Origin of the sequence: Streptomyces sp. NBC_01237 (genome assembly GCF_035917275.1) — a bacterium.
Taxonomy (GTDB): domain Bacteria; phylum Actinomycetota; class Actinomycetes; order Streptomycetales; family Streptomycetaceae; genus Streptomyces.
In genome coordinates, this window is sequence record NZ_CP108508.1 from 6,252,404 (window position 1) to 6,277,671 (window position 25,268).

The window sequence follows — 25,268 nt, forward strand, 5'->3', positions numbered from 1 at the left end:
CCGTGGGCCTTGAGCCCTGAGCTCCGCGCCGGAAGGGCTTCGCGCCCCGAGCCCCGCGTCGGGAAGGGCTCAGGGCGCGCCGGACGCCGGGTCAGCGGTCGTCGCCGTCGTCCCCGCGGTCGTCATGGTCGTCGTGGTCGTCCCCGCGGTCGTCGTCGCTGTCGTCGTCACGGTCCACCGTGACCTTGCCGGTCTTCGCGTCGACGTGCAGCTCGTGGTGCCTGCCGTCCTTGCCCGCGATGTCGATGTCCCAGCGCAGGACGTTGCCCCTGCGGCCGTCGTCGTCATCGTCGTCGTTGTCCAGGTCGACGGAGGTCACGCTGCCGGGAGCGGTCCGCAGCGCCGACGTGACGGCCGCGTCCAGCGGGAGCGACGCGGACTTGGGCGCGTGGCGGTCGCGGTCGTCGTCGTTGTCGTCGCGGTCACTGAGCACCGTGCCGTTGCGGGCGTCGACGGTCACGTCGTGCCAGACCTTGTCGGAGCCGTACACATCCAGCTCCCAGACGTCGCGGTCCTCGTCGTCGTCCAGTTCCGCCTCGGTGACCGTGCCGGGGACGCTCTTCAGCGCGGCGGCGACGGCCTCGTCGAGGGAGATCGTGGTGGTGCCCGTGACGGTCCGCGCGGTGTCGTCGTCCCCGTCGGTGGTGATGGTCTTGGGAGCCGTGCCGCTGCCCGTGCTCCGGGCGGTGCGGTCGCTGTCGTCGTCCGCGAAGGCGACGGTGGTGGCGGCCGCGCCGCCGATGAGTACGGCTGCGGTGACGGCTGCGACGGCGATGTTGCGCTTCATGAGGTTCCTCCCCGAGGGATGTGCCGGTTCGACGGGTTCCACACTGCCGGGGTGATGCTGAACGCAGCCTGAAGCCACCTGAAGCCTTCTTCAGGTGGGGTTTGCGACCCTGTGCACATGCGCCTGTTGATCGTGGAGGACGAGAAGCGACTCGCGGTGTCCCTGGCCGGGGGACTCACCGCCGAGGGCTTCGCCGTGGATGTGGTGCACGACGGCCTCGAAGGGCTGCACCTGGCGAGCGGGGGAACGTACGACCTCGTCGTCCTGGACATCATGCTGCCCGGCATGAACGGCTACCGGGTCTGCGCCGCCCTGCGCGCCGCGGGACACGAGGTGCCCATCCTCATGCTCACGGCGAAGGACGGGGAGTACGACGAGGCGGAGGGACTGGACACCGGCGCCGACGACTATCTGACCAAGCCGTTCAGCTACGTCGTCCTGGTCGCCCGGATCCGGGCGCTGCTGCGGCGCCGCGGCACCGGCTCCGCCTCGCCCGTGCTCACCGTGGGCACCCTGCGGATGGACACCGCCGCCCGGCGGGTGCACCGGGGCGAGGACGAGATCGCGCTGACCACGAAGGAATTCGCCGTACTGGAGCAACTGGCCCTGCGGGCGGGCCAGGTGGTGAGCAAGGCGGACATCCTGGAGCACGTGTGGGACTTCGCCTACGACGGCGACCCGAACATCGTCGAGGTCTACATCAGCACCCTGCGGCGCAAGCTGGGAGCCGCGGCCATCCGTACCGTGCGCGGTGCCGGCTACCGGCTGGAGGCGCTGTGAGGTCCGTACGGGCCAGGGCCGCGCTCGGCGCCACGCTGGTCGTCGCCCTGGCGCTGATCGGTGCCGGGCTCGCCGTCCTCATGGTCCTGCGCGCCAACCTGACCGACCAGGCCGGACTCCAGGCGGAGGTGACGGCCCGCGAGGTGGCCGGGCAGCTCGCCCTCGACAAGGCGTACGGCGCGCTGGACCTGGACGACGAGGAGGACCACCCGGTCCAGGTGACCGACGAGGACGGCCGGGTGGTGGCCGTCTCCCAGGACCTGGAGGCGATCTCGGGCACGGACAGCGGCGTCGTACGGCCGGTCCCTTCCGCCCCGGCGGGCACGCCGGGCGATGACGACGACGATGACCGGGACGACCGGGACGACGGGGACGACGACGGCGGCCGTCCGGCGCGCGGCGAGGTGTCCTCTGACGACCCCGACTTCACCAACGGCACCGCCACCGTCGACGGCCACACCGCCGACTACCGCTTCGCCGCCGTCGAGGCGACCACCTCCACCGGGGTGACCCTGACCGTCCACGCGGGCGCCCCGCTCGCCACCGAGCAGGAGGCCGTGGGCACCGTGCGCGGGGCCATGCTGACCGGGCTGCCCGTGCTGCTGGTCGTCGTCGCGGGGGTGACCTGGCTGGTGACCCGTCGGGCGCTGCGGCCGGTCGAGGGCATCCGCCGGGAGATGGCCGCGATCACCGCGTCCGAGGACCTCGGCCGCCGGGTGCCGGAGCCCGATTCGCGCGACGAGATCGCCCGGCTGGCCCGTACGACCAACGAGACCCTGACCGTGCTGGAGGCATCCGTGGACCGTCAGCGGCGCTTCGTCGCGGACGCGTCGCACGAGCTGCGCAGCCCGATCGCCTCGCTGCGCACGCAGCTGGAGGTGGGCGCCGCCCACCCGGAGCTGCTGGACGTGCCGGGTGCGGTCGCCGACACCGTACGGCTCCAGACGCTGGCGGCCGACCTGCTGCTGCTGGCCCGGCTGGACGCGGGGGAGAAGCCGGGGCGTACGCCGCTCGACCTGGGCGCGCTGGTCCGCGAGGAGGTCTCGCAGCGCGTCGGCGACCGGATCCCGGTGACGGTGTCGGTGCCGGACACGGGCCCCTGCGAGGTGAACGGTTCGCGCGGGCAGCTGGCGCGGGTGATCGGCAATCTGCTGGACAACGCCGAGCGTCACGCGGATCGGGTGGTCGCGGTCTCGGTGGGCGCCGACGCGAACGGCGTGAGCGTCGAGGTGCGCGACGACGGGGCGGGTGTGCCGCCCGACGAGCGGGAGCGGATCTTCGAACGGTTCGTGCGCCTCGACGACGCCCGCAGCAGGGACGACGGCGGGGCCGGTCTGGGCCTCGCCATCGCCCGGGACGTCGCCACCCGCCACGGCGGCACGCTGACGGTGGACGGGGCGGCGGAGGGCGGCGCGCTGTTCCGGCTGCGGCTGCCCGGCGCGGACCGCCCGCACTGAGGACACCGCCGCACCGGGGCCGTACACGATGGGGCCGCCCCCTTGGACGAGGGGGCGGCCGTCGGTGATGTCGCTCGCGCCGTGGTGCCGTGTCCTGCGCCTTGCCGCGCCGTGGTGCTGCCGCGCCCTACGCCTTGCCGCGCCGTCCGCGCAGGTGCTCCGCGATCGGCGTCAGCGCCGTGTGCAGGTCTGCCAGGGCCTCGGGGGAGAGCAGGTCCATGAAGTGCTTGCGCACCGAGGCGACATGGTGCGGCGCGACCTTGCGCATGGTCTCGGCGCCGAGCGCGGTCAGTACGGCGTACAGTCCGCGGCGGTCCGACTCGCAGTTGGTGCGGCGGACCAGCCCCGCGGTCTCCATGCGGGTGATCTGGTGCGAGAGCCGGCTCTTGGACTGCAGGGTGGCAGCGGCGAGGTCGCTCATCCGCATGCGCTGGTCGTCCGACTCGGAGAGATTGACCAGGATCTCGTAGTCGTTGTTGGTCAGGCCGAACGGCTGGAGATCCTTCTCCAGCTGGTGCATCAGCAGCCTGCTGACGTCCAGGTGGGTGCGCCAGGCGCACTGCTCCGCGTCGTTCAGCCAGCGCGTGGCCGTCTCGGTCTCCATATATGGATTCTACCTAAGAAGTTGAAAGCCGGACGAAAGTAAGGGGTGTGACGCCCGGCACCGCCGGGGTTCGGGTCCCGGCCCGGGGGCCGGGATCGGCTCTGTGCACACGTTCGACGTCACACTCCGCAGACTACCGTTCACCAACCGAAGCGACGCTGGAGGTCCCCCAGCTGGCCGGGCAGACGGGGCGCGGACCCAGGTTGACCCGCCCCACCGGCACCACCCGCACCACCGGGCACTCCCGCCTGCTGCGGAGTCGCCCCCACCGTCTGCTCGGGCATCAGTACCTCGGTCGACTGGAGCAGCACCGTGCCCGCCCCGACGAACTCGAACTGGTGCTCCTCGCCCGACGCGCCACCGATTCCCGTCAGTGACCGCAGCCCGCCCATGATCCCCGACATATAGCCGTGGTCGTAGTGATGGCAGGGCGAGGGGCAGTCGGCCCAGCCCACCAGCGCCTGCGGATCGACCCGCAGCGGCGGTTCCATGAAGACCACCGGGCCGTTGGACGCCGCCACGAACTTCCCCGTACCGATCAGGGTCAGGAAGCCCGGCACGATCGACTGCTTCAGGGCCAGCGTCGGCTGGTAGGCCAGCAGGTTGCCGGACCTGATGGTCAGGTTCCCGTTCTCCAGGTCGTACGAGTTCACGTCGAAGGCCCGGTCCGCGAGCAGCATCTTCCCGCTGCCCTCGGCCACCACCCAGTCGCTCGCGTGCAGCGGTGAGTGGAAGCTCGTACGGATCAGCCGCTCGAAGCGGCCGTGCCCGATCCCGTTGAACTCGATCCGCCCGTAGTAGGCGATCATCTTCCCCTTCTGCAGGAACCACTGGCTCCCCTTCAGCTCCACACAGAAGGTGTACGCGTTGACGTTGTCGTCCGACGGCAGCGTCATCGGATCGAAGATCACGGGCGTGCTCACAGCTTCTCCTCCGACGCCTGGACGTAGACCGCGCCACTGCCGCTCAGCTCCAGCTGGAACGCCTCACCGGCCCCGCGCCCCACCATGTCGCGCCAGCCGAGCGCGGTGGACAGCTTGTTCGTCACGTCCCCGTGGTGGGCGACGTAGGCCTGCGGGTCCACATGCACCGGCCGGCCCGGCGCGATCGGCAGCTCGATCACCCCGCCGTGCGCCATCACCGCGACCGCGCCGTGGCCCTTGAGCGTCGTGGTGAACAGGCCCTGCCCGGTGACCTGACCGCGCACCATGCCCATCACCCCGCCCTGCGAACCCATGAACATCGTGCCCTGCTGAAGGGTGCCGTCGAAGGCGAGCAGCCGGTCGGCCTCCACGAACAGGGTGTCGCCCGCCAGGTTGATCACCTGGATGTGGTGGCCACCGTGGCCGAACATCACCGTGCCGCTGCCCTCGACCGTCATCAGCGGGGTCGCCTCACCCGCCACCCGCCGGCCGATCATGGAGGCGAGACCGCCTCCGCCGCCCTGCATGTTCGGGGTGAACGAGACCTCGCCGCGGTAGGCGAGCATCGCGCCCCGCTGGCTGTACATCTTCTGGCCGGGGGCCACCGAGGCCTCGACCATCTTCGCGTTGATCTCACGGAACGGCATCAGACATCGCCCCCGACGGTGTTCCGCTCACTGGGCTGTACGTAGACGAGCCCGTCGCCCTCGAAGCGGATCTGGAACGACTCGCCGGAGCCCTCGCCCATCAGCGTGCGGAAGTTCACCCCGGACTGGAAGTGCTGCTGGAGACTGCCCTGATGGGCGATGTAGGCGCCCGGGTCGACGGTCAGCGGGTACTGGGGCGTCACCCGCAGCAGCACCGCCGCGCCGTCCGACATGATCGCGGCCTGGCCGGTTCCCTCGACCGTGGTGGTGAACAGACCGTTGCCGCTCGCCCCGCCGCGCAGCCCGGTGAAGGACGTCCCGGTGCGCAGACCGCCGTCGGTGGCGAGCAGATTGCTCGCCTCGACGTACAGCTTGTCGCCGTGCAGCGAGACCAGATTGATCTCGCTCGCCCGGTCGGCGAAGTAACAGGTGCCCTGCCCCTTCACCTCCATCACCGTCATCTGCTCGCCGGTCAGCCGGCGGGTCACCATGCCGCGGACGCCCTCGCCCCCGCCGGACATCTTCTTGAACGCCATCTGTCCGTCGTACGCGACCATCGAGCCGTTCTTCGCCTTGACGGCGTCGCCGGTCAGGTCGACGGCGAGCGTCTTGCTGCCTTGGAGTCGGAACATCGCCACGGTCCGACGGTAACCGCCGGAGCCGTACGCCGACCAGGCCCCCCGGACCCTTCCGGCACCCGGGGCCGGGGGCGCCGGGCGGCGATGCCACAATGGGGGACGCTTGTGCCCGCGTTCACAAGCCGTCACGACCCTCCCACCGAAGGTGCCCCCGTGGACATCAAGACCGCTACCGCCCTGCACCGGCTGCGCCTCATCTCGATTCCCGAGGCGCTGTCCTTCCCCGCCCTCATCCTCTTCGGCTCGGTCCTCAGCCGCGTCTCGGACATCGACTTCCTGATGATGCCGCTGGGCATGCTGCACGGGGTGCTCTTCGTGATCTACGCCGTGCTGCTGGTCGACGTATGGGCCAAGGCGAAGTGGCCGCTGAAGCGCGTCGCCCTGTTCTTCCTGCTGGCGCTGCTCCCGTTCGGCGGGCTGTACGGCGACAAGCTCCTCAAGCGCTACGAGGCCGACGGCGCCATCGCCGCCCGCGCCCGCCGCGAGGGGACGGTCAGCGCATGATCGTCGCCTTCTCGGTCTCCCCGCTGGGTGTCGGCGAGGACGTCGGCGAGTACGTGGCCGACGCCGTGCGGGTCGTCCGCGAGTCCGGACTGCCCAACCGTACGGACGCCATGTTCACCTCCATCGAAGGTGAATGGGACGAGGTCATGGACGTCGTCAAGCGCGCCGTCGCCGCCGTCGAGGCCCGCGCCGGACGCGTCTCCCTGGTCCTGAAGGCCGACATCCGGCCGGGTGTCACCGACGGCCTGACCTCCAAGGTCGAGACGGTGGAGCGGTACCTGGCGCCCTGACGCCCGTCCGCGGAGCGGTGCTTCCGCGTTCACCCGGCAAGCCCCCGGTGCCACACGGCCGGGGGCTTGCCGCGTCCCCGCGTCCCCGCGTCCCCGCGTCCCCGCGTCCCCGCGTCCCCGCGTCCCCGCGTCCCCGCGTCCCCGCGTCCCCGCGTCCCCGCGCGTCCCCGCGTCCCCGCGTCCCCGCGTCCCCGCGCGTCCCCGCGTCCCGCGTCCCGCGTCCCCGCGTCCCCGCGTCCCCGCGTCCCGCGTCCCCGCGTCCCGCGTCCCGCGTCCCCGCGTCCCCGCGCGTCCCCGCGTCCCCGCCGTCCCCGCGTCCCGCGTCCCCCCGCGTCCCCGCGTCCCGCGTCCCGCGTCCCCGCGCTCACCGTCCCGCGCCCACCGGCAACACGTGTCGTCACCGGCGCGCGTTGTCACCGGGCACGTCCTCAGGGCGACACCGCCAGCGCGATCCCGAGCGGAGTCCGTTCGTACAGCACCTGGTGCCCGTACCGCCGTGAGGTCAGCAGCCCCGCCTCCCGCAGTACCGACAGATGTGCCGATACGGAGGACGGGGCGAGGGAGAGCCGGTGCGCCAGCGAGCTCGTCCCGGCGGGTTCGTCCAGCGCGCACAGCACATCGGCCCGCGCGCGGCCGAGCAGCCGGGCGAGTACCTCGGGGGTCCGGTCGGCGGCCTCGCTCCACAGTCCGCCGATCCCGCGCGCCGGGTAGATCACCGCGGGCAGCCAGGGTTCCTCGTACCCGCCGACCACCTCCGGCCAGACGAACGCGCTCGGCATCAGGACGAGCCCCTGCCCGCCGAGGACCCGGGAATGGTTCCCCTTGGTCCCCACGATGGTGAGCGTGGATTCCGTCCAGCGCAGCTGCGGGCTCACCTCGCCCAGGAGCCGCTCGAAGCCGACCTCCGCGAGCCGTCGGGAGTGGTAGGCGATATCGGCCTCCAGCAGCGCGCGCAGCCGTGGCCAGTGCGGCTCGACCAGCACCTGCCAGGCCCGTTCCAGCAGATCGGCCAGTTCCCGGACGGTCCGTGCGGGATCGGCGAGCATCCGCCGTCCGGCGGCGGACACCAGGCCGCCGGGCCGTTCCGCCAGGGCCATCGCCATGTCCGCACGGGCGACCTCGGGGTCGACCGACCGGAGGCCCGCGATCTCCTCCTCGAACGTGGCGAGCGGGCCGAGCGGCGGCGGGCAGATGAAGTCCGGGTTGTGGCCCCCGTCCGGCATGAGCAGCCACAGCGGCTCCAGGTCCAGCGCCGCGGCCTCCGCCCGGATCTGCCGGAGCCAGGGCAGGTGGTAGCCGTGGCGGTAGGCGCGGGCCAGGGTGCGCACGGCTTCCTGGGTCTCCCAGAGCGGCGAGAGCGCGAAGCGGCAGCGCAGCAGATCGTTCTCGTCGAAGTGCAGATGGAACGGCATGACCGGGGCCTCGCGAAGATTCGGCGTCAGCCGAAAGTCTAACGACTGCGGCCGCGGCCGGGACAGGCTCGCCCCATGCCGAGCGATACCGACACCCCGGCGGGTACACCCCGCGACCGGCCCGCCCCCGAGGTACCGCCTCCGGCTACGCCCCCGGAGCGCGCCGCCCACCCCGACCCGGGCCCCGCGGCGCCGCTCCGGGAGCCCACCGGCCTCACAGCCGCACCCACCGACCCCGCACCCACCGGCCCCGCACCCGCCGGCCCCGCGCCCCTCGCCTCCGTGCCCGCTGGCCCCGCGCCCCTCGCCCCCGTGGCGTCCGGCCCCGCACCCGGGCGCGGCTACCGGGCCGTGTTCGGTGTCCGGGAGTTCCGGGCCGTCTTCGCCGCGCACCTCCTCTCGCTCCTCGGGGTGGTCATCAGTGAGCTGGCCCTCACGGTCCTCGTGTACGACCTCACCGGTTCGCCCCTGCTCAGCGCCCTCACCTTCGCGCTCGGCTTCCTCCCGTACCTCGTCGGCGGCACGCTCTTCGCCGGGGTCGCCGACCGCTACCCGGCCCGCCGGGTCCTCGTCACCTGTGACCTGATCTGCGCGGGCTGCGTCGCCGTGATGGTGCTGCCCGGCACCCCCGTGGCCGGGCTCCTGGCCCTGCGCTGCCTGGTCGCCGCGGTGTCGCCCGTGTTCACCGGGACCCGGATGGCCGCCCTCACCGACATCCTCGGCGACGGGGACCTCTTCGTACTGGGCCGCTCGCTGCTGCGGATCGTCTCGCAGAGCGCGGTACTCGTCGGCTTCGGCGTCGGCGGACTGCTGCTCGCCGTGGTGTCCCCGCGCGGGGCGATCACGATCACGGTCGGTACGTTCCTCTGCTCGGCCGCCCTGCTCCGCCTGGGCACCCGTGACCGGCCCGCCCGGACCGGGGGAGACGGGGGCGGCGCGCTGCTGAAGCAGTCGCTGGCCGGAGCCCGCACCGTGCTCGCCGACCGCAGGATCCGCGCGCTGATACTGCTCTTCTGGGTGCCCGCCGTGTTCGTCGTCGCCCCGGAGGCGCTCGCCGCCCCGTACGCGGACGCCATCGGCGCGGGACCCGCCGCGCTCGGGCTGATGATGTGCGCGATGGCGGTCGGCCACATCGGGGCCGAGCTGTACGCGGGCTCCGCCCTCAGCCCCCGTACCCGGTCCCGGATCGTGCTGCCGGTCGCCGCGGCCGGACTGCTGCCCCTCGTGGTGTACGCGGTCCGCCCCGGGCTGGTCCTGACCGTGGTGGCCCTCGTGCTGGCCGGGGCGGGGGCGGCGTACATCATCGGGCTCGACCAGTGGTTCGTCGACGCCGTCCCGCCGGAGCTGCGCGGCCGGGCCATGACCCTGCTCACCGCCGGGCTGATGACGGGCCAGGGCGTGGGCATGGCACTGGCCGGGCTGGCGGCCGAGTTCCTCCCCGTGCACCAGGTGGTGGCCGCGTCCGGGGCCCTCGGGACCGCGTGCACGGTGCTGCTGATCGTCGAGGTGCGCAGGACCGCTCCCGCGCCGAAGCCCGGTACCGAAGGGCGAGACGGGGCTGACCGGCATATGACCAGTCGGTAAGGTCGGTGCCGTGCCGAAGCCGCTCAGCCTTCCCTTCGATCCCATCGCCCGTGCCGAAGAACTCTGGCATCAGCGCTGGGGGCCCGTGCCCTCGATGGGGGCGATCACCTCGATCATGCGGGCCCAGCAGATCCTGCTCGCCGAGGTCGACGCGGTCGTCAAGCCGTACGGACTGACCTTCGCCCGGTACGAGGCGCTGGTGCTGCTCACCTTCTCCAAGGCGGGTGAGCTGCCGATGTCCAAGATCGGCGAGCGGCTCATGGTGCACCCCACCTCCGTGACGAACACCGTCGACCGGCTGGTGAAGTCCGGTCTGGTCGACAAGCGCCCCAACCCGAACGACGGGCGGGGCACCCTGGCCTCCATCACCGCCAGGGGCCGCGAGGTCGTCGAGGCGGCCACCCGGGACCTGGTGGCGATGGACTTCGGTCTGGGGGCCTACGACTCCGAGGAGTGCGCCGAGATCTTCGCGATGCTGCGCCCGTTGCGGGTCGCCGCACACGATTTCGAGGACCAGTAGTCCACGCGCGGTGAGGGGCAGGGCGCTGCAAGATCGCCCCGGCGGCCCGGTTAGGCTCGATGCCATGAAACGCAGCGTGCTGACCCGTTATCGGGTGATGGCATACGTCACCGCCGTCATGTTGTTGATCCTCTGCCTGTGCATGGTCTTCAAGTACGGATTCGACACCGGTGAGGGCGTCACCCTCGTGGTCTCGCAGATCCATGGCGTGCTCTACATCATCTATCTGATCTTCGCCTTCGACCTCGGCTCCAAGGCGAAGTGGCCCGTCGGCAAGCTGCTGTGGGTACTGATCTCGGGCACCATCCCGACGGCCGCGTTCTTCGTGGAGCGCAAGGTCGTCGCCGAGGTGGAGCCGTTGATCGCGGACCGTTCCCCGGTGACCGCGAAGGCCTGATTGGCGCCGCGCCGCACCACCCGAAACCGCCCCGTGCGAAGCGCCGGGCGGTTTGCCATCGACATTTACTAGGACGTCCTAGTAAATTCGAGTCCATGGACGCTGACGCGATCGAGGAAGGCCGCCTCCGCTGGCAGGCCCGTTACGACAAGGCCCGCAAGCGCGACGCGGACTTCACCACGCTCTCCGGGGACCCGGTGGAGCCCGCGTACGGGCCACGCCCCGGCGATACGTACGAGGGGTTCGAGCGGATCGGCTGGCCCGGCGAGTACCCCTTCACCCGAGGGCTCTACCCCACCGGCTACCGGGGCCGCACCTGGACCATCCGCCAGTTCGCCGGCTTCGGCAACGCCGAGCAGACCAACGAGCGCTACAAGACGATCCTGGCCAACGGCGGCGGCGGACTCAGTGTCGCCTTCGACATGCCGACCCTGATGGGCCGCGACTCCGACGACCCGCGGGCGCTCGGCGAGGTCGGGCACTGCGGCGTCGCCATCGACTCCGCCGCCGACATGGAGGTCCTGTTCAAGGACATCCCGCTCGGCGACGTCACGACCTCGATGACGATCAGCGGCCCCGCCGTCCCCGTCTTCTGCATGTACCTGGTCGCCGCCGAGCGCCAGGGCGTCGACCCGGGCGTGCTCAACGGCACGCTCCAGACCGACATCTTCAAGGAGTACATCGCGCAGAAGGAGTGGCTCTTCCAGCCCGAGCCCCATCTGCGCCTCATCGGCGACCTGATGGAGCACTGCGCCCGCGACATCCCCGCGTACAAGCCGCTCTCCGTCTCCGGCTACCACATCCGCGAGGCCGGGGCGACGGCCGCGCAGGAGCTGGCGTACACCCTGGCCGACGGCTTCGGCTACGTGGAGCTCGGCCTCTCCCGAGGGCTCGACGTCGACACCTTCGCCCCCGGACTCTCCTTCTTCTTCGACGCGCACCTCGACTTCTTCGAGGAGATCGCCAAGTTCCGCGCCGCCCGCCGGATCTGGGCCCGCTGGATGAAGGAGACGTACGGCGCGAAGACCGACAAGGCGCAGTGGCTGCGCTTCCACACCCAGACGGCCGGGGTCTCCCTCACCGCCCAGCAGCCGTACAACAACGTTGTACGCACCGCCGTCGAGGCGCTCTCCGCCGTCCTGGGCGGCACCAACTCGCTGCACACCAACGCCCTCGACGAGACCCTCGCCCTGCCCTCCGAGCAGGCCGCCGAGATCGCCCTGCGCACCCAGCAGGTGCTGATGGAGGAGACCGGCGTCGCCAATGTCGCCGACCCGCTGGGCGGCTCCTGGTACGTCGAGCAGCTCACCGACCGGATCGAGGCCGAGGCCGAGAAGATCTTCGACCAGATCAAGGAGCGCGGCACCCGCGCCCGGCCGGACGGACAGCACCCGATCGGCCCGATCACCTCCGGAATCCTGCGCGGCATAGAGGACGGCTGGTTCACCGGGGAGATCGCCGAGTCCGCCTTCCAGTACCAGCGGTCGCTGGAGAAGGGTGACAAGCGGGTCGTCGGCGTCAACGTCCACCACGGCTCCGTCACCGGCGATCTGGAGATCCTGCGGGTCAGCCACGAGGTCGAGCGCGACCAGGTGCGCGAGCTCGGCGCCCGCAAGGACGGCCGCGACGACGCCAAGGTGAGCGCCGCGCTGGCCGCGATGCTGGCCGCCGCCCGGGACGGCTCGAACATGATCGTGCCGATGCTGGACGCGGCACGGGCCGAGGCCACGCTCGGCGAGATCTGCGGTGTCCTGCGCGAGGAGTGGGGCACCTACACGGAGCCGCCGGGCTTCTGAGACCGCGGCGCCCCGGGAAACGTCAGCCGGAAGAGCGCCCCGCCCCCCGGTGCGGCCTCCGCCACGAGGTCCGCACCGTGGGCGCGGGCGATCTGCCGGGCCATGGCCAGCCCCAGGCCCGAACCGGGCAGGGCGCGGGCGGACTCGGCGCGGTAGAAGCGGTCGAAGACATGCGGGAGGTCCGCCGCGGCGATCCCGGGGCCGTGATCGCGCACCGTGAGTTCCAGGGCGCCCCGTCCCCCGTCCCCGAACGCGGTCAGGGCGACCTCCACGGGTACGCCCGGCGGGCTGAACTTCGCGGCGTTGTCCAGCAGGTTGGTGAGCAGCCGGACGAGCCGGGCCGGTACGCCGGGCCGCATCGCCCCCGCCGCCCGCTCCTCGACGTCCAGCAGGAACGGGGTGTCCGGCCAGTGCGCCCCGGCCGTGGCCACCGCGTGCCCGGTCAGCTCCGCGAGGCGTACCTCCTCCAGCAGCGGCAGCGGCTCCTCGTCCCTGGCCAGCTCGATCAGGTCGTTCACCATGCCCGTGACCTCGCGGATCTGCCGGCCCAGCGCGCCCGACGCCCGGTCGCGCTGCGCGTCGGTGAGCCGGTCGGCGCGGGCCAGCAGCTCCGCGTTCGTCCGGAGCGCCGTGAGCGGTGTGCGCAGCTCGTGCGAGGCGTCCGCGACCAGCCGGCGCTGGGCGGTGACCGACTGTTCCAGCTCGCCGAGCATGGTGTTGAAGCTCGCGGCGAGCCGGGTCACCTCGTCCTGCCGCCCCGGCGGCCCCGGCGGCAGCTCGATGCGGTGGCGCGGGTCCCGGGTGGCGGCGATGCGCTCCGCGGTCGCGGTCAGCCGGGCGACCGGTGCCAGACCCGTGCGCGAGACCCCGTAGCCCAGGCCCGCCGCCAGCAGGACGCCCGCCCCGCCGACCACCGCCAGGAGCCGCGCCGCCTGCCGGACTCCCCGGTCCACCGGGTCCGAACGGAGCGCCAGCTGCACCGCCGTGTCCTCGCCGAACCGGGTCGTCAGCATCCGCATCGGCCGGCCGAAGAGCGTGACGGAGCTGAAGTACGCGGCCCGTTCACCCGCGGCCACCGCTCTGACGGGGGCGGAGACCGGCAGCAGATACGGCTCGGCGGGGTCCGCGGCCGGGTCGGCCGGAACGATCTGCGCACACGCGGGCGACGCCAGATAACGGCACTCGCCCGCCAGCACCTCCGGCCCGCCGCCACGGTGCTCCTGGATCAGCCGGGTCGCCGACTGGGTCAGACTCAGGTCCAGCTGGTGCACCATCTCGTACCGGATCACGAAGAACGCCGCCGCGCACATCCCCACCGCGACCAGCGCGACCGCCGCCGACGCCGCCACGGCCAGCCGGGTACGCAACGGCCGTCGCCGCCGCCAGCGTGCCCCCAGCCCGCGTCTGCGCCCGCCGCTCATGCCACGTCCAGCCGGTAGCCGACCCCGTGCACCGTGTGGACGAGCCTCGGCTCGCCGCCCGCCTCCAGCTTGCGGCGCAGATACCCCACGTACACCGCCAGCGAGTTGGAGTCCGGGCCGAAGTCCTGACCCCAGACGCGTTCCAGGATCACCTCGCGCGGGAGCACCTGCCCCGGATGGCGCACCAGCAGCTCCAGCAGGGCGGACTCCGTGCGGCTGAACTCCAGCGGACGGCCCGCCCGCCGCCCCGTGCGGGTCACCGGGTCCAGTGTCAGGTCCGCGAAGGACAGGTCGTGCTCCAGCGGTGCCGGGGCCGCCCGCCGCAGCAGTGCCCTTACCCGGGCCACCAGTTCGTCCAGCGCGAACGGCTTCACCAGATAGTCGTCGGCGCCCGCGTCCAGACCGTCGACGCGTTCGCTGACCGAGCCCAGCGCGGTGAGGACCAGGACGGGGGTCCGGTCGTCCAGCGCACGCAGCCTGCGGCAGACCCCGAGACCGTCCAGGACCGGCATCATCACATCGAGGACGAGTGCGTCGGGCTGCCACGAAGCGACGGCGGAGAGCGCGGCGAGGCCGTCGCCGACGCCCCGCACCTCGTACCCCTCAATGGTCAGTCCGTCCTCGACGGCGGCCCGCACTTCCGGCTCGTCGTCGGCCACCAGGATCTTGGTCATACCCCGAAGCCTGCCAAAGGGGACTCTTAGAACCTTCTTAAGCCGCTTCGTGAGTGTGGCGGCCATGAGCACACCACTCTCCGTCGTGATCGGTGCGGGCGGCACCGGCGGCCACATCTATCCGGGGCTCGCCCTCGCCGAGGCCCTGCGCCGGGCCGATCCGGACGCGGTCGTCTCCTTCGTCGGCACCGAACGCGGGCTGGAGACCACGCTGATCCCGGCCGCCGGATACCGGCTGCACACCGTCGACATGATCCCCTTCGACCCGGCCCTGGGGGCCAAGCGCTTCCTGCTCCCCGCCGCGCTCGTCAGGTCCGGCGCCCAGTGCCGGTCCATCCTGCGCACACAGGGCGCCCGGGTCGCGGTGGGCATGGGCGGCTACCCGAGCGCACCGGTCATCCTCGGGGCCCGGATGGCCGGGCTGCCGAGCGTGATCCATGAGTCCAACGCGGTACCGGGCCGGGCCAATCAGTTCGCCGCCCGCCTCACCCCGCACGTCACGGTCGCCTTCGACGGCAGCCGCGCGCACCTGACGGGCGGCCAGGACGCCGAAACCGTCGGCATGCCGGTCGCCGCGACGCTGGCCGCCCTGGACCGCGGGGCCCTGCGCGCCGAGGCACGCGCCGCCTTCGCGATACCCGACGGCGCCCGGGTCGTGCTGTTCAACGGGGGCAGCCTGGGCGCGGCCCGCCTCACCGCGGCCGCGACCGGCCTGGCCGCCGCCTGGCGGGACCGCACCGATGTGCACCTGCTGATCAAGACGGGTCCGGCGGCGCTGGCCGGGACCAGGCAGCGGCTCGCCGAAGCGGGCGCGGACCGGGTCGCGCGGGCCGTGCCGTACCTCGACCGGATGGACCTGGCCTACGCGGTGGCCGATCTGGTGGTGTGCCGGGCCGGTTCGGCGACCGTCGCGGAACTCGCCACCACCGGGGTACCGGCCGTCCTCGTGCCGTACCCGCACGCCCCCGGCGACCACCAGACCCACAACGCCCGGGTGCTGTCCGACGCGGGCGCCGCCCATCTGCTGCCCGACGGCGAGACCACCGCCGAGCGGCTGGCCACGCTCGTCGGCCCGCTCCTCGCGGACCCGGCCCGGCTCGCCGTGATGGGCCGCGCCGCCGGTCCCGGCAACCACGGCCGGGCGGCGGACCTGCTCGCCGCCAAGGTCATCCGTCTCGCCACCACCCCGTAACCGAAAGGAAGTTCACCTCATGAGCATCGACTGGAACGGCCGCACCGTCCTCGTCACCGGCGCCGAGGGATTCATCGGCTCGACCCTCGTGGACCTGCTCGTCGGGCGCGGCGCCCGGGTGCGCGCGATGGTCCACTACAAGCCGTACGCCGAGAAGGGCCACCTCGCCCGCTACCTCGACGACCCGCACAGCCCCGTCGAGATGATCGCCGGGGACGTCGGTGACGCGGGCCGGGTGATGGACGCGGTCGCGGGCTGCGACACCGTCTTCCACCTCGCCGCGCTCATCGGCATCCCCTACAGCTACGACGCGCCGGGCGCGTACGTCCGCACGAACGTCGTCGGCACGGAGAACGTCGCGGAGGCCTGCCGCCGCCACTCCGTCCGCAGGCTGCTGCACACCTCCACCAGCGAGGTGTACGGGAGTGCGCTCACCGCTCCGATCAGCGAGAGCCACCCGCTCCAGCCGCAGTCCCCGTACTCCGCGTCGAAGATCGGCGCCGACATGATGGCGCTGTCGCACTGGCACGCCTTCGAACTGCCGGTGACGGTGGTGCGGCCGTTCAACACCTACGGCCCGAGGCAGTCGGCCCGCGCCGTGATCCCCACGATCCTGGCCCAACTCCACGCGGGAGCGAGGGAGATCCGGCTCGGCTCGCTCGCCCCCACCCGGGACTTCACCTACGTCACGGACACCGCGGCCGGCTTCCTGGCGCTGGCGGACTGCGACCGGGCGCTCGGCGAGAGCGTCAACCTCGGTACCGGGCAGGAGATCTCCATCGGGGATCTGGCGGCGGCACTGATCGCCGCGTCCGGCCGGGACGCGGAGGTGGTCGTGGACCCGGCGCGGCTGCGGCCCAACGGCAGCGAGGTGCTCCGGCTGCTGTCCGACAACACGCGGGCCCGTGAATGGGCGGGCTGGCGGCCGGAAGTGTCCCTGACGGACGGGCTGGAGCGGACCTCCGCGTGGGTCGCGGAGAACCTCCGGCTGTTCGCCCCGGGCCGCTACCAGGTCTGAGCGCCGGCCAGCCCCAGCAGCAGGAGCGAGGTGAAGCTGCACGCCCATTCGGCGTCCACCGGTTCGGCGCTCACCAGGGTCCGGTGCACGACGGCGCCGGCGATCACATCGAAGATCAGGTCCGCGTTGCGGGCGGCCGAGGCGGCGTCGTCCTCGTACGACAACTCGCCGCGGGCCTGGGCCCGTTCCCGCCCGAGGATCACGAGCCGCTTCTGCCGGTCCACGATCGCCGATCTGATGCGCTCGCGCAGCAGGTCGTCCCTGGTGGACTCGGCGACCACCGCCATCAGCGCGGTCCTGGTCTCCGGCCGCTCCAGCAGCGCCGCGAACTGGAGCACCACGCCCTGCACATCGGCCGAGAGGCTGCCCCGGTCGGGGAGTTCCAGCTCGTCGAAGAGGACCGCCACCGCGTCCACGACCAGTTCGTTCTTGCCCGCCCAGCGTCGGTAGAGGGTCGTCTTCGCGACGCCCGCACGGGTCGCCACATCACCCATCGTCAGCTTCGACCAGCCGAGGTCGACCAGGGACGCGCGGGTCGCTTCGAGGATCGCGGCATCTGCCGCGGTACTGCGCGGACGTCCTGTTCGGGAGGGTTTGGGGTCGCTGTGGCTCAGCATGCGGTGACCATACCGGTGAGTAGGGAAACCGGTCGGGCCCGGTCCCCGTGAGACAGATCACCGGGGACTCCTGTTCGAGAGGGCCACCTGACAGTTACGCTACGGGTCGTAGCGTAAGGAAGGCAGCCCTGCCTTCCCCTCGCCACGAACGAGCGACAGCCACAGGCGCCGGGTGGGGACCCGTCGCCGAACCGGGTCTTTCAGGGGCCCACCAGGGTCTTTCGGGGGCCCACCGGGGTCTTTCAGGGGCTCCGGCACCGTGTTCGCCCGTCCGCCCCGCACTCCGGCAGGGGCGGCGGACCGGACCGGTTCTCGTATCGCTTTCCGGAACGGTGTGCTCAGGGGGGAGGATGTACGTATGCAGCCTAGGAACATGTCCATGAGCGGCGTCGTCGACCTCGCCGCCGTCAAGGCGGCCGGCGAGGCCAAGGTGAAGGCGGAGCAGGCCCGCGCGGAGGCCGCCCGCAACGGGGGCACCGGTGCCGTGGCGCCCGCCGCCCTGGTGATCGACGTCGACGAAGCCGGCTTCGAGCGCGATGTCCTCCAGCGCTCCGCCGAGGTCCCCGTCGTCATCGACTTCTGGGCCGAGTGGTGCGAGCCGTGCAAGCAGCTGGGGCCGCTCCTGGAGCGTCTGGCCGTCGAGTACAACGGCCGCTTCCTGCTGGCCAAGGTCGATGTCGACGCCAACCAGATGCTGATGCAGCAGTTCGGCATCCAGGGCATTCCCGCGGTCTTCGCCGTGGTCGCCGGTCAGGCCCTCCCGCTCTTCCAGGGCGCGGCCCCCGAGGCCCAGATCCGCGAGACCCTGGACCAGTTGATCCAGGTCGGCGAGGAGCGGTTCGGCCTCACCGGCATCGTCGTCGACCCGGACGCCGGTACCGAGGGAGCCGCCCCGGCCGAGGTGCCCGCCGGGCCGTACGACGCGCTGCTGGAGGCGGCCGCGCAGGCGCTGGACGCCAATGACTTCGGCGGTGCGGTCCAGGCGTACAAGAACGTGCTCGTCGACGACCCGGGCAATCCGGAGGCCAAGCTCGGCCTCGCACAGGCCGAACTGCTGGCGCGCGTCCAGGACATGGACCCGCAGCAGGTGCGCAAGGACGCCGCCGAGGACCCGGCCGATGTGGCGGCCCAGATCGCCGCGGCGGACCTGGATCTGGTCGGCGGCCATGTCGAGGACGCCTTCGGGCGGCTCGTCGAGGCGGTCCGCCGGAATTTCGGTGACGACCGGGACGCGGCGCGGGTGCGACTGCTGGAGCTCTTCGAGGTGATCGGCCCCGAGGACCCGCGCGTCAGCTCCGCCAGGACCGCGCTGGCACGGGTCTTGTTCTGATGTGACAACACGGCCGCGATACCCCCCGGGTGTCGCGGCCGTTTTCGCGTCCGGACGATAAGAGACACCTGTGCTTTACCAAATCTTGATAAAAGCGCGAGCTGTTACTCGCAGTAAATCGCGCTCGGCGTTCTGTCCGGGTCGATCCCTGATTCCTCCCATTCCGCTGCCCCTTTCGTGCCACCCTGTGTGGCCGGGCGATGGCCCCGCGTCGCGGCCCGGTTATCGGGCCGTTACTAGCGAGTAACGAACCCCCTTGTGCCCCGGCCGCGAATGGACCACGATCGGCCACGCTCGGTCCAATACCGCCGGCCCGGCCTCCAGCCGGTGCGGGAGGGCCTGTTGGGTCCCCACCGAGTGGGCCGGCGGCAGTGGCGCCGGTCGCGGACAGGGGGGTTCCTGCCGACCGGCAGGGCCTGTCCGACCGGTCGCGCAGAACGCGCGGCCAGTGGTTGTCGCTCGGGGGTGAACGCCGGTGAATCGGATGCGGTACGCCTCCGGTACGGGCGCTCTCCTTCCCGAGGACGTAGCACTTCTCCCATCCCGGGGCGGGCACGATGTCCGTCCGGAGATGAACGTCCGAGAAGGAGGAAATTTATGAGTTCCCAGGTTCGCGGTGGAACGAGATGGAAGCGCTTCGCTCTGGTCATGGTGCCGAGCGTCGTCGCGACCGCAGCTGTGGGTGTCGGTCTCGCGCAGGGCGCGCTCGCCGCGTCGTTCAGTGTGTCCGGCCAGAGCTTCAAGGTCAGCACGGACAAGCTCGTCGGTGAGAACTTCGTCCAGTACGGCAGCGTCGCGGTCGGCAAGGACCTCGAGGGCAAGGCGGCGGCGCACCCCGTCGCGGTGTCGGGCTTCAGCAAGGCCACGATCACCAACATGTGCCAGTCGGTGGTCACGCCGAACCTGCCCTTCGGTCTCGGCAGCGTCAGCCTGGAGCTGAACGCGGGCACGGACCCGAAGAAGCCGGTCGTGGCGACCAACCTGTACCTCGACATCTCGCAGCTCGACGCCGACGCGTACTTCGAGAAGATCGACATCGGTGTGGCGGCGGGCTCCCTCAAGGACCCGAACAACCCGGAGAGCATAGGCATCCAGCCTGGCACTCAGGCCAACCTCAACGGCTTCTCGCAGCGGGCCGACACGGCCACGCTGACCGGTGTGGAGCAGACGGCCTGGGCGACCACGGCCGGCACCTTCAAGCTCAGCAACCTGAGTCTGAAGCTGCACAAGGGCGTCAAGGAGTGCTTCTAGCACTCGCCCGGGTGGCCGGAACGCTCCCTGCGGGCCTCCGGCCGCCCACCCTTTCTCTTCTCACAGCAGTACCGGTTCCAGGGAGCTGTTTTCCATGAGCCCCGAGTCCACAGGGCAGAACGAGCACTACCTCACCGTCTTCCGGCGGGGATTCCGCACCTGGCGGGGTAACCGGCCGTTCTGGGCGGGCCTGTTCACCATCGTGGGCGGTGTACCCATCGCCTACTTCCCGTACGCCAATATGCATCTCGGCAATATGACGCTGGCGATGTCCACCACCGCCGGCGCCGGATCCCTGATCATCGGGATCCTGCTGATGACACTGGGCCTGACCATGTGGTTCCACCACATCGTCCGGGTGTTCGCCGGTGTCGCCGCGATCCTGCTCGCGCTGATCTCCATCCCCGTCGCCAACATCGGCGGCTTCCTGATCGGTTTCCTCTTCGCCCTGCTGGGCGGCGCGCTGTCCATCTCCTGGGCCCCGGGCGAACCGGTGAAGGACGAGGCCGCGTTCGGCGAGGGCACCACCCCCGCGGGCGAGGCGTTCGCGGAGCACCAGCCGCACGGCGCGCGTCCCGAGGACGCCCTGCACCCAGCGGCCCTTCCTCAGCAACCAGTCAGGTTCGACAAGGCAGTTGAGGCCGACGGCGGGAGGCATCATGCGGGGTGACGACGCACAGCGGACGAACGCCCTCCCCGGCGAGGGCCTTCGCGAACGCAGAGGACCGCGCCACGCGGCCCCCAAGAAGTCGCTGCTGACCAAGCTTCACATGCCCAACGGCAAGAAGGCGTTCGCGCTCGCCGCGATGCCCACGGCGGTCTTCGTCGGCATGGGACTCACTCCCAAGCTGGCACTGGCCGACGACCACGCGGACATCCCGTTCGCTCCCGGCCCGTGCGTGACCCGGTCCGACGAGCCGAGCGAGTCCGAGTCGCCGAAGGCGACGCCGTCCCCGTCGGCCACGTCCAAGGACGAGGCGGGCAAGGGCGAGGAGTCCGGCAAGGACGACGGCGCGACCCCGAAGCCGTCGGCCAGTACCCCGACGGGTGAGGACCCGGCGGGCGACGCGGCGAAGGAGAAGTCCGCCCCGACGCCCGGCCCGACACCTACGCCCACCAAGTCGAAGAACCCGCTCGACCCGCTCGGTGTCGGCGACGCCCTCAAGGACCTCTTCGACGGACCGGACAAGGAGACGGCGAGCCCGTCCCCGAGTGCCACCACCGGGACCCCGAAGCCGTCGGACTCCGCCACCACCGCCCCGGCCGACAAGGACAAGGGCAAGGACGGGGACCGGGAGAAGGGCACGGCCGACAAGACCGCCGACGCCATCCGCGAGGCGGCGGACCGGGCGGGCAAGAACGTCGAGGAGCTCGACGAGGACGTCAAGGGCCTCGACCCCAAGAAGGACGAGGACATCCCGGACGGCGCCAAGCCGCGCTTCCCGTGCCCGACCGCCGATCCCGACGCGCTCGCCGCGGCCGACCTGGAGCAGGGCCTGCCACTGCTCCCGACCGACCCGTGGATCCTGGAATCGTCGATGCTCACGCTCAACGGTCTCGACTACAAGGGCATCGTCGAGGTGCGGAAGGCGGACGGCAGCATCAAGAAGGTGCTGAAGTTCACCGCGAGCTCGATCGACATCAAGGACCTCCACCAGCTGACGACCGGTCCGGTGGCCGGCACCACGGGCCATGTGAAGTCGCGGCCCGGCTCCACGTCGACCATCCGCAACGGCACGGTGACGATGTACACGGAGGAGCTGAAGGGCAACCTCTTCGGCCTCATCCCGATCACCTTCAACACGGAGACCCCGCCGCCGTTGAACGTCCCGTTCGCCTTCTTCACCAAGGTGAAGGTGACGCAGGCCGGCCAGTTCGGCGGCTCGCTCACGGTGCCCGGCCTGGAGAACTTCTTCACCGGCGGCAAGGGCTAGGCCCGCGCCGCCCGACGACCCGTCATGGGAGCCGCACGGAATGACGGTGGCCCGCACCCTCTGGAGTCAGGGGTGCGGGCCACCGTCATGTCTCACGGCGCGGCAGGATCGTCGCACGCGTGGAAGACGTACTGGTCGATGTCCAGATCGGCGCGAGCCGTGGCGAGCCAGGCTATGAGCGGGGCACCGAGGGCGATGCCCTTCGCCATCCCGTCGTCGAGATCGTGGATGCTCTGGACCATGACCAGCGAGACGTCCGCGTCGCCGCTGTCGGAGAGTTCCCCCAGCGCGCGGGCGAACGCGTCGCCCCAGCCGAGAACGATCCGTTCGAGGTCCTCCGGGCGGGCCCCCGGTCCGGGCGCCGGGACGTGCCGCTGCCAGCCGGTGTGTCCGTACGGCCGCGACTGCGGACGCTTGCGGGTCCCGCGTGCGTACGAGCGGTCGGCACGGATTCCCAGCCGGGCATCGATCTCCTGGGGCCGGAGCGATTCGCTGATGACCCGGACGTACATCCGGAAGGGTTCGGACGGAGACTGCCCGTCGGTCCGGGACATGTGGTTCCCCTCGTTCGTGGACACGGCCCGGCGCGTGGAGTGCGTGGACCGGCCCTGTTCCCGGACAGGGCCCCGGACACGGGCCGGCCCCCGGCAGCGTGTGCAGCCGGGGGCCGGGACCGTACAGCCGGGCGGGCTAGTCGCGCTCGCCGCCGCCCAGGTGGTGGACCCGGACCATGTTGGTGGTGCCGGGGATGCCGGGGGGCGAGCCGGCCGTGATGACCATCGTGTCGCCGTCGTTGTAGCGGTTCAGCTTCAGCAGCTCCGCGTCGACCAGCTCGACCATGGCGTCGGTGTTGTCCACGTGCGGCACGACGTGCGCCTCGACGCCCCAGCTCAGCGAGAGCTGGTTGCGGGTGGACTCGTCCGTGGTGAAGGCGAGGATCGGCTGCGCGACGCGGTAGCGGGAGAGGCGGCGGGCCGTGTCACCGGACTTGGTGAAGGCGACCAGCGCCTTGCCGTCCAGGAAGTCCGCGATCTCGCAGGCCGCGCGGGCCACCGAACCGCCCTGGGTACGGGGCTTCTTGCCCGGCACCAGCGGCTGGAGGCCCTTGGAGAGCAGCTCCTCCTCGGCGGCGACGACGATCTTCGACATCGTCTTGACCGTCTCGATGGGATAGGCGCCCACGGACGACTCGGCGGAGAGCATGACCGCGTCCGCGCCGTCCAGGATCGCGTTGGCGACGTCGGACGCCTCGGCGCGGGTCGGCCGCGAGTTGGTGATCATCGACTCCATCATCTGGGTCGCCACGATCACCGGCTTGGCGTTGCGGCGGCACAGCTCGACGAGGCGCTTCTGCACCATCGGGACCTTTTCGAGCGGGTACTCGACGGCCAGGTCGCCACGGGCCACCATCACACCGTCGAACGCCATGACGACGCCCTCCATGTGCTCGACGGCCTGCGGCTTCTCCACCTTGGCGATGACGGGGACCCGGCGGCCCTCCTCGTCCATCACCTTGTGGACGTCCTTGACGTCCTCGGCGTCCCGCACGAAGGACAGGGCCACCAGGTCGCAGCCCATCCGCAGCGCGAAGCGCAGGTCCTCGATGTCCTTCTCGGACAGGGCCGGGACGTTCACCGCCGCGCCGGGCAGGTTGATGCCCTTGTGGTCGGAGATGACACCGCCCTCGATGACGATGGTCCTGACCCGGGGGCCCTCGACCGAGATGACCTTGAGCTCGACGTTGCCGTCGTTGATCAGGATCGGGTCGCCCTTGGTGACGTCGCCGGGCAGACCCTTGTAGGTCGTGCCGCAGATCGACTTGTCGCCGGGGACGTCCTCGGAGGTGATGGTGAACTCGTCCCCGCGGACCAGCTCGACGGGCCCCTCGGCGAACTTCGCCAGGCGGATCTTCGGGCCCTGGAGGTCGGCGAGCACGCCCACCGCGCGGCCGGTCTCGGCGGCGGCCTTGCGGACCCGGTCGTAACGACCCTGGTGCTCCTCGTGGGTGCCGTGACTGAAGTTGAAGCGGGCCACGCTCATGCCGGCCTCGATCAGAGCGACGAGCTGCTCATGCGAGTCGACGGCGGGACCGAGGGTACAGACGATTTTGGAACGGCGCATGAGGCGGATCCTATCGGTTTGTTTCGCTACGGAATATTCCGTCTGGTGGAAGATACAAAGGGGCGCGGGGGTGCTCAGTTGTCGACCTGTCCGACGGCGGTGCCGGCCTGTCCGGCGGTGGTCCGTCCGATGAGGGCGAAGGTCTGGTTCGCGATCTCCAGCTCCTCGTCCGTCGGCACCACGGCGACCGCCACCCGCGCGTAGTCCGGCGAGATCAGCCGCGGTTCGCCGGACCGCACGGCGTTCAGACCGGCGTCCACCGCCAGACCCAGCTCCGAGAGGCCGGCGACGGCAGCCTCCCGTACCGGCGCGGAGTTCTCGCCGACCCCCGCCGTGAACACCACCGCGTCCACCCGCCCGAGGACCGCCGAATAGGCGCCGATGTACTTCTTCAGGCGGTGGATGTAGATGTCGAAGGCCAGCGCGGCCCGCTCGTCGCCCTCGTCGACCCGGCGGCGGATCTCCCGCATGTCGTTGTCGCCGCACAGCCCGACCAGACCGCTCTTCTTGTTGAGCAGCACATCGATGTCGTCCGCCGACATGCCCGCCACCCGCTTGAGGTGGAACGTGACGGCCGGATCGATGTCTCCGGAGCGGGTACCCATCACCAGCCCCTCCAAGGGGGTCAGCCCCATGGAGGTGTCCACGCACCGCCCGCCCGCCACCGCCGAGGCCGAGGCACCGTTGCCCAGGTGCAGCACGATCAGGTTGAGCTCCTCCGGCGGGCGGCCCAGCAGCTCCGCCGTACGCCGGGAGACATACGCGTGCGACGTGCCGTGGAACCCGTAGCGGCGGATGCGGTGCGCGTCGGCGGTCTCGACGTCGATCGCGTACCGCGCCGCGTACTCCGGCATCGTCGTGTGGAACGCCGTGTCGAAGACCGCGACCTGGGGCAGGTCGGGACGCAGCGCCTGCGCCGTGCGGATACCGGTGATGTTCGCCGGGTTGTGCAGCGGCGCCACCGGCACCAGCCGCTCGATCTCGGTCAGCACCTCCTCGGTGATCACCGTCGGTTCGGTGAACCGCAGCCCGCCGTGCACCACCCGGTGGCCGATCGCCGCGAGTCCGGGGGAGTCCAGCCCGAGCCCGTCCGCCGCCAGCTCCTCGGCCGCCGCCTTCAGCGCCGCCCCGTGGTCGGCTATCGGGCCGACGCGCTCGCGGGGCTCCGCGCCGCCGCCGCTCAGCGGGGTGTGCACGAGGCGGGAGTCGGCCTCGCCGATCCGCTCGACCAGGCCGACCGCCAGCCGCGAGTGGTCGCGCATGTCGAGGAGCTGGTACTTCACCGACGAGGAGCCGGAGTTGAGGACGAGTACGCGATGGGGTTCCACAGGGGCCGGACCTTCGTCGGTGGTGGTCGTACGGGACATGCCG

At 71.5% G+C, this 25,268-nt stretch carries 26 protein-coding genes; 14 read left to right on the plus strand and 12 right to left on the minus strand.

The genetic code is table 11. The annotated features are described in order from the left end of the window. Positions 1-91: 91 nt before the first annotated feature. A complete protein-coding gene (locus OG251_RS27985; RefSeq protein ID WP_326679709.1) occupies positions 92-787 on the minus strand; it encodes a PepSY domain-containing protein in 696 nt (231 codons plus the stop codon). Between the two features lie 117 nt (positions 788-904). Here OG251_RS27985 and OG251_RS27990 point away from each other — a divergent pair, with 117 nt between their 5' ends. Together OG251_RS27990 and OG251_RS27995 are read left to right on the plus strand one after the other, a co-directional pair. Beyond that, positions 905-1,567, plus strand: a complete 663-nt coding sequence (locus tag OG251_RS27990; protein WP_326679710.1) for a response regulator transcription factor — start codon at positions 905-907, stop codon at positions 1,565-1,567. Continuing rightward, complete coding sequence (locus OG251_RS27995; RefSeq protein ID WP_326679711.1) at positions 1,564-3,024, plus strand: sensor histidine kinase; 1,461 nt, start codon at positions 1,564-1,566, stop codon at positions 3,022-3,024. Before OG251_RS27990 ends, OG251_RS27995 begins: the two co-directional genes overlap by 4 nt. A 127-nt stretch (positions 3,025-3,151) precedes the next feature. Here the strand turns inward: OG251_RS27995 and OG251_RS28000 are convergent, their stop codons facing one another. The 4 genes from OG251_RS28000 to OG251_RS28015 form a co-directional block, all read right to left on the minus strand. Further along, the gene (locus tag OG251_RS28000; protein WP_073727226.1) at positions 3,152-3,628 is read right to left on the minus strand and encodes a MarR family winged helix-turn-helix transcriptional regulator; all 477 of its coding nucleotides are present in this window, start codon (positions 3,626-3,628) and stop codon (positions 3,152-3,154) included. Between the two features lie 140 nt (positions 3,629-3,768). Next, positions 3,769-4,551 (minus strand): AIM24 family protein, encoded by a 783-nt coding sequence (locus OG251_RS28005; RefSeq protein WP_326679712.1) that lies wholly within the window; start codon positions 4,549-4,551, stop codon positions 3,769-3,771. Beyond that, complete coding sequence (locus OG251_RS28010; RefSeq protein WP_326679713.1) at positions 4,548-5,198, minus strand: AIM24 family protein; 651 nt, start codon at positions 5,196-5,198, stop codon at positions 4,548-4,550. The genes OG251_RS28005 and OG251_RS28010 overlap by 4 nt, the downstream gene beginning before the upstream one ends. Then, the gene (locus tag OG251_RS28015; protein WP_266809838.1) at positions 5,198-5,830 is read right to left on the minus strand and encodes an AIM24 family protein; all 633 of its coding nucleotides are present in this window, start codon (positions 5,828-5,830) and stop codon (positions 5,198-5,200) included. Before OG251_RS28015 ends, OG251_RS28010 begins: the two co-directional genes overlap by 1 nt. Positions 5,831-5,989: 159 nt before the next feature. Between OG251_RS28015 and OG251_RS28020 the strand changes: the two genes are divergently transcribed. Both OG251_RS28020 and OG251_RS28025 read left to right on the plus strand, forming a co-directional pair. Next, entirely contained in the window at positions 5,990-6,340 is a 351-nt protein-coding gene (locus tag OG251_RS28020) for a DUF3817 domain-containing protein (RefSeq protein WP_326679714.1), read from the plus strand. Next, entirely contained in the window at positions 6,337-6,630 is a 294-nt protein-coding gene (locus OG251_RS28025) for an MTH1187 family thiamine-binding protein (RefSeq protein WP_015611413.1), read from the plus strand. The genes OG251_RS28020 and OG251_RS28025 overlap by 4 nt, the downstream gene beginning before the upstream one ends. A 428-nt stretch (positions 6,631-7,058) precedes the next feature. Here OG251_RS28025 and OG251_RS28030 read toward each other — a convergent pair whose 3' ends face one another. Beyond that, positions 7,059-8,042: an ArsR/SmtB family transcription factor gene (locus OG251_RS28030; RefSeq protein WP_326679715.1), complete on the minus strand. Its 984-nt coding sequence runs from the start codon at positions 8,040-8,042 to the stop codon at positions 7,059-7,061. A gap of 75 nt (positions 8,043-8,117) precedes the next feature. On the opposite strand from OG251_RS28030, the gene OG251_RS28035 reads away from it, so the two are divergent. The 4 genes from OG251_RS28035 (at position 8,118) to OG251_RS28050 (ending at position 12,339) form a co-directional block, all read left to right on the plus strand. Beyond that, a complete protein-coding gene (locus OG251_RS28035; RefSeq protein ID WP_326679716.1) occupies positions 8,118-9,626 on the plus strand; it encodes an MFS transporter in 1,509 nt (502 codons plus the stop codon). A 10-nt stretch (positions 9,627-9,636) separates the two neighbouring features. After that, positions 9,637-10,146 (plus strand): MarR family winged helix-turn-helix transcriptional regulator, encoded by a 510-nt coding sequence (locus OG251_RS28040; protein ID WP_326679717.1) that lies wholly within the window; start codon positions 9,637-9,639, stop codon positions 10,144-10,146. A 64-nt stretch (positions 10,147-10,210) separates the two neighbouring features. Continuing rightward, positions 10,211-10,543 carry a DUF3817 domain-containing protein gene (locus OG251_RS28045; protein ID WP_326679718.1) on the plus strand — a complete coding sequence of 111 codons (333 nt, stop codon included), beginning with the start codon at positions 10,211-10,213 and terminating at the stop codon, positions 10,541-10,543. A 95-nt stretch (positions 10,544-10,638) separates the two neighbouring features. Then, the gene (locus OG251_RS28050; protein WP_326679719.1) at positions 10,639-12,339 is read left to right on the plus strand and encodes an acyl-CoA mutase large subunit family protein; all 1,701 of its coding nucleotides are present in this window, start codon (positions 10,639-10,641) and stop codon (positions 12,337-12,339) included. Here the strand turns inward: OG251_RS28050 and OG251_RS28055 are convergent. Together OG251_RS28055 and OG251_RS28060 are read right to left on the minus strand one after the other, a co-directional pair. Continuing rightward, positions 12,315-13,760, minus strand: coding sequence for a sensor histidine kinase (locus OG251_RS28055; protein ID WP_326679720.1), 1,446 nt, complete (start codon positions 13,758-13,760; stop codon positions 12,315-12,317). The two genes, OG251_RS28050 and OG251_RS28055, sit on opposite strands and share 25 nt — an antisense overlap. Further along, positions 13,757-14,434, minus strand: a complete 678-nt coding sequence (locus tag OG251_RS28060; RefSeq protein WP_198953513.1) for a response regulator transcription factor — start codon at positions 14,432-14,434, stop codon at positions 13,757-13,759. The genes OG251_RS28055 and OG251_RS28060 overlap by 4 nt, the downstream gene beginning before the upstream one ends. 64 nt (positions 14,435-14,498) lie before the next feature. On the opposite strand from OG251_RS28060, the gene OG251_RS28065 reads away from it, so the two are divergent. After that, on the plus strand, positions 14,499-15,626 hold the full coding sequence (locus OG251_RS28065) for a UDP-N-acetylglucosamine--N-acetylmuramyl-(pentapeptide) pyrophosphoryl-undecaprenol N-acetylglucosamine transferase (protein WP_326679721.1): 1,128 nt from the start codon (positions 14,499-14,501) through the stop codon (positions 15,624-15,626). Between the two features lie 19 nt (positions 15,627-15,645). Further along, the gene (locus tag OG251_RS28070) at positions 15,646-16,644 is read left to right on the plus strand and encodes a GDP-mannose 4,6-dehydratase (protein ID WP_326679722.1); all 999 of its coding nucleotides are present in this window, start codon (positions 15,646-15,648) and stop codon (positions 16,642-16,644) included. Here OG251_RS28070 and OG251_RS28075 read toward each other — a convergent pair. Beyond that, positions 16,632-17,261 (minus strand): TetR/AcrR family transcriptional regulator, encoded by a 630-nt coding sequence (locus OG251_RS28075; RefSeq protein ID WP_073727197.1) that lies wholly within the window; start codon positions 17,259-17,261, stop codon positions 16,632-16,634. The genes OG251_RS28070 and OG251_RS28075 overlap by 13 nt on opposite strands. 358 nt (positions 17,262-17,619) lie before the next feature. On the opposite strand from OG251_RS28075, the gene OG251_RS28080 reads away from it, so the two are divergent. From OG251_RS28080 to OG251_RS28095, 4 genes are all read left to right on the plus strand, one after another. Beyond that, entirely contained in the window at positions 17,620-18,591 is a 972-nt protein-coding gene (locus OG251_RS28080; RefSeq protein WP_326679723.1) for a tetratricopeptide repeat protein, read from the plus strand. A gap of 597 nt (positions 18,592-19,188) precedes the next feature. Then, entirely contained in the window at positions 19,189-19,842 is a 654-nt protein-coding gene (locus tag OG251_RS28085) for a DUF6230 family protein (protein WP_326679724.1), read from the plus strand. Positions 19,843-19,936: 94 nt separating this feature from the next. After that, the gene (locus tag OG251_RS28090; RefSeq protein ID WP_326679725.1) at positions 19,937-20,512 is read left to right on the plus strand and encodes a DUF6114 domain-containing protein; all 576 of its coding nucleotides are present in this window, start codon (positions 19,937-19,939) and stop codon (positions 20,510-20,512) included. Beyond that, positions 20,502-21,776 carry a hypothetical protein gene (locus OG251_RS28095; protein WP_326679726.1) on the plus strand — a complete coding sequence of 425 codons (1,275 nt, stop codon included), beginning with the start codon at positions 20,502-20,504 and terminating at the stop codon, positions 21,774-21,776. Before OG251_RS28090 ends, OG251_RS28095 begins: the two co-directional genes overlap by 11 nt. A gap of 92 nt (positions 21,777-21,868) precedes the next feature. Here the strand turns inward: OG251_RS28095 and OG251_RS28100 are convergent, their stop codons facing one another. From OG251_RS28100 to OG251_RS28110, 3 genes are all read right to left on the minus strand, one after another. Continuing rightward, positions 21,869-22,330 carry a DUF4279 domain-containing protein gene (locus OG251_RS28100; protein WP_326679727.1) on the minus strand — a complete coding sequence of 154 codons (462 nt, stop codon included), beginning with the start codon at positions 22,328-22,330 and terminating at the stop codon, positions 21,869-21,871. A 136-nt stretch (positions 22,331-22,466) separates the two neighbouring features. Beyond that, a complete protein-coding gene (gene pyk / locus OG251_RS28105) occupies positions 22,467-23,897 on the minus strand; it encodes a pyruvate kinase (RefSeq protein ID WP_326679728.1) in 1,431 nt (476 codons plus the stop codon). Between the two features lie 74 nt (positions 23,898-23,971). Next, positions 23,972-25,264 (minus strand): acetate kinase, encoded by a 1,293-nt coding sequence (locus OG251_RS28110; protein ID WP_326679729.1) that lies wholly within the window; start codon positions 25,262-25,264, stop codon positions 23,972-23,974. Between the last annotated feature and the right edge of the window lie 4 nt (positions 25,265-25,268).

Bases quoted from the DNA above. Each gene is read 5' to 3' on its own strand.
- OG251_RS28090 (WP_326679725.1), top strand. From the start codon at position 19,937: ATGAGCCCCGAGTCCACAGGGCAGAACGAGCACTACCTCACCGTCTTC.
- OG251_RS28100 (WP_326679727.1), bottom strand. From the start codon at position 22,330: ATGTCCCGGACCGACGGGCAGTCTCCGTCCGAACCCTTCCGGATGTAC.
- OG251_RS27985 (WP_326679709.1), bottom strand. From the start codon at position 787: ATGAAGCGCAACATCGCCGTCGCAGCCGTCACCGCAGCCGTACTCATC.
- OG251_RS28030 (WP_326679715.1), bottom strand. From the start codon at position 8,042: ATGCCGTTCCATCTGCACTTCGACGAGAACGATCTGCTGCGCTGCCGC.
- pyk (WP_326679728.1), bottom strand. From the start codon at position 23,897: ATGCGCCGTTCCAAAATCGTCTGTACCCTCGGTCCCGCCGTCGACTCG.
- OG251_RS28065 (WP_326679721.1), top strand. From the start codon at position 14,499: ATGAGCACACCACTCTCCGTCGTGATCGGTGCGGGCGGCACCGGCGGC.
- OG251_RS27990 (WP_326679710.1), top strand. From the start codon at position 905: ATGCGCCTGTTGATCGTGGAGGACGAGAAGCGACTCGCGGTGTCCCTG.
- OG251_RS28045 (WP_326679718.1), top strand. From the start codon at position 10,211: ATGAAACGCAGCGTGCTGACCCGTTATCGGGTGATGGCATACGTCACC.
- OG251_RS28050 (WP_326679719.1), top strand. From the start codon at position 10,639: ATGGACGCTGACGCGATCGAGGAAGGCCGCCTCCGCTGGCAGGCCCGT.
- OG251_RS28035 (WP_326679716.1), top strand. From the start codon at position 8,118: ATGCCGAGCGATACCGACACCCCGGCGGGTACACCCCGCGACCGGCCC.
- OG251_RS28080 (WP_326679723.1), top strand. From the start codon at position 17,620: ATGCAGCCTAGGAACATGTCCATGAGCGGCGTCGTCGACCTCGCCGCC.
- OG251_RS28075 (WP_073727197.1), bottom strand. From the start codon at position 17,261: ATGCTGAGCCACAGCGACCCCAAACCCTCCCGAACAGGACGTCCGCGC.
- OG251_RS28060 (WP_198953513.1), bottom strand. From the start codon at position 14,434: ATGACCAAGATCCTGGTGGCCGACGACGAGCCGGAAGTGCGGGCCGCC.
- OG251_RS28055 (WP_326679720.1), bottom strand. From the start codon at position 13,760: ATGAGCGGCGGGCGCAGACGCGGGCTGGGGGCACGCTGGCGGCGGCGA.
- OG251_RS28070 (WP_326679722.1), top strand. From the start codon at position 15,646: ATGAGCATCGACTGGAACGGCCGCACCGTCCTCGTCACCGGCGCCGAG.
- OG251_RS28095 (WP_326679726.1), top strand. From the start codon at position 20,502: ATGCGGGGTGACGACGCACAGCGGACGAACGCCCTCCCCGGCGAGGGC.
- OG251_RS28015 (WP_266809838.1), bottom strand. From the start codon at position 5,830: ATGTTCCGACTCCAAGGCAGCAAGACGCTCGCCGTCGACCTGACCGGC.
- OG251_RS28110 (WP_326679729.1), bottom strand. From the start codon at position 25,264: ATGTCCCGTACGACCACCACCGACGAAGGTCCGGCCCCTGTGGAACCC.
- OG251_RS28025 (WP_015611413.1), top strand. From the start codon at position 6,337: ATGATCGTCGCCTTCTCGGTCTCCCCGCTGGGTGTCGGCGAGGACGTC.
- OG251_RS28010 (WP_326679713.1), bottom strand. From the start codon at position 5,198: ATGCCGTTCCGTGAGATCAACGCGAAGATGGTCGAGGCCTCGGTGGCC.
- OG251_RS28085 (WP_326679724.1), top strand. From the start codon at position 19,189: ATGAGTTCCCAGGTTCGCGGTGGAACGAGATGGAAGCGCTTCGCTCTG.
- OG251_RS28000 (WP_073727226.1), bottom strand. From the start codon at position 3,628: ATGGAGACCGAGACGGCCACGCGCTGGCTGAACGACGCGGAGCAGTGC.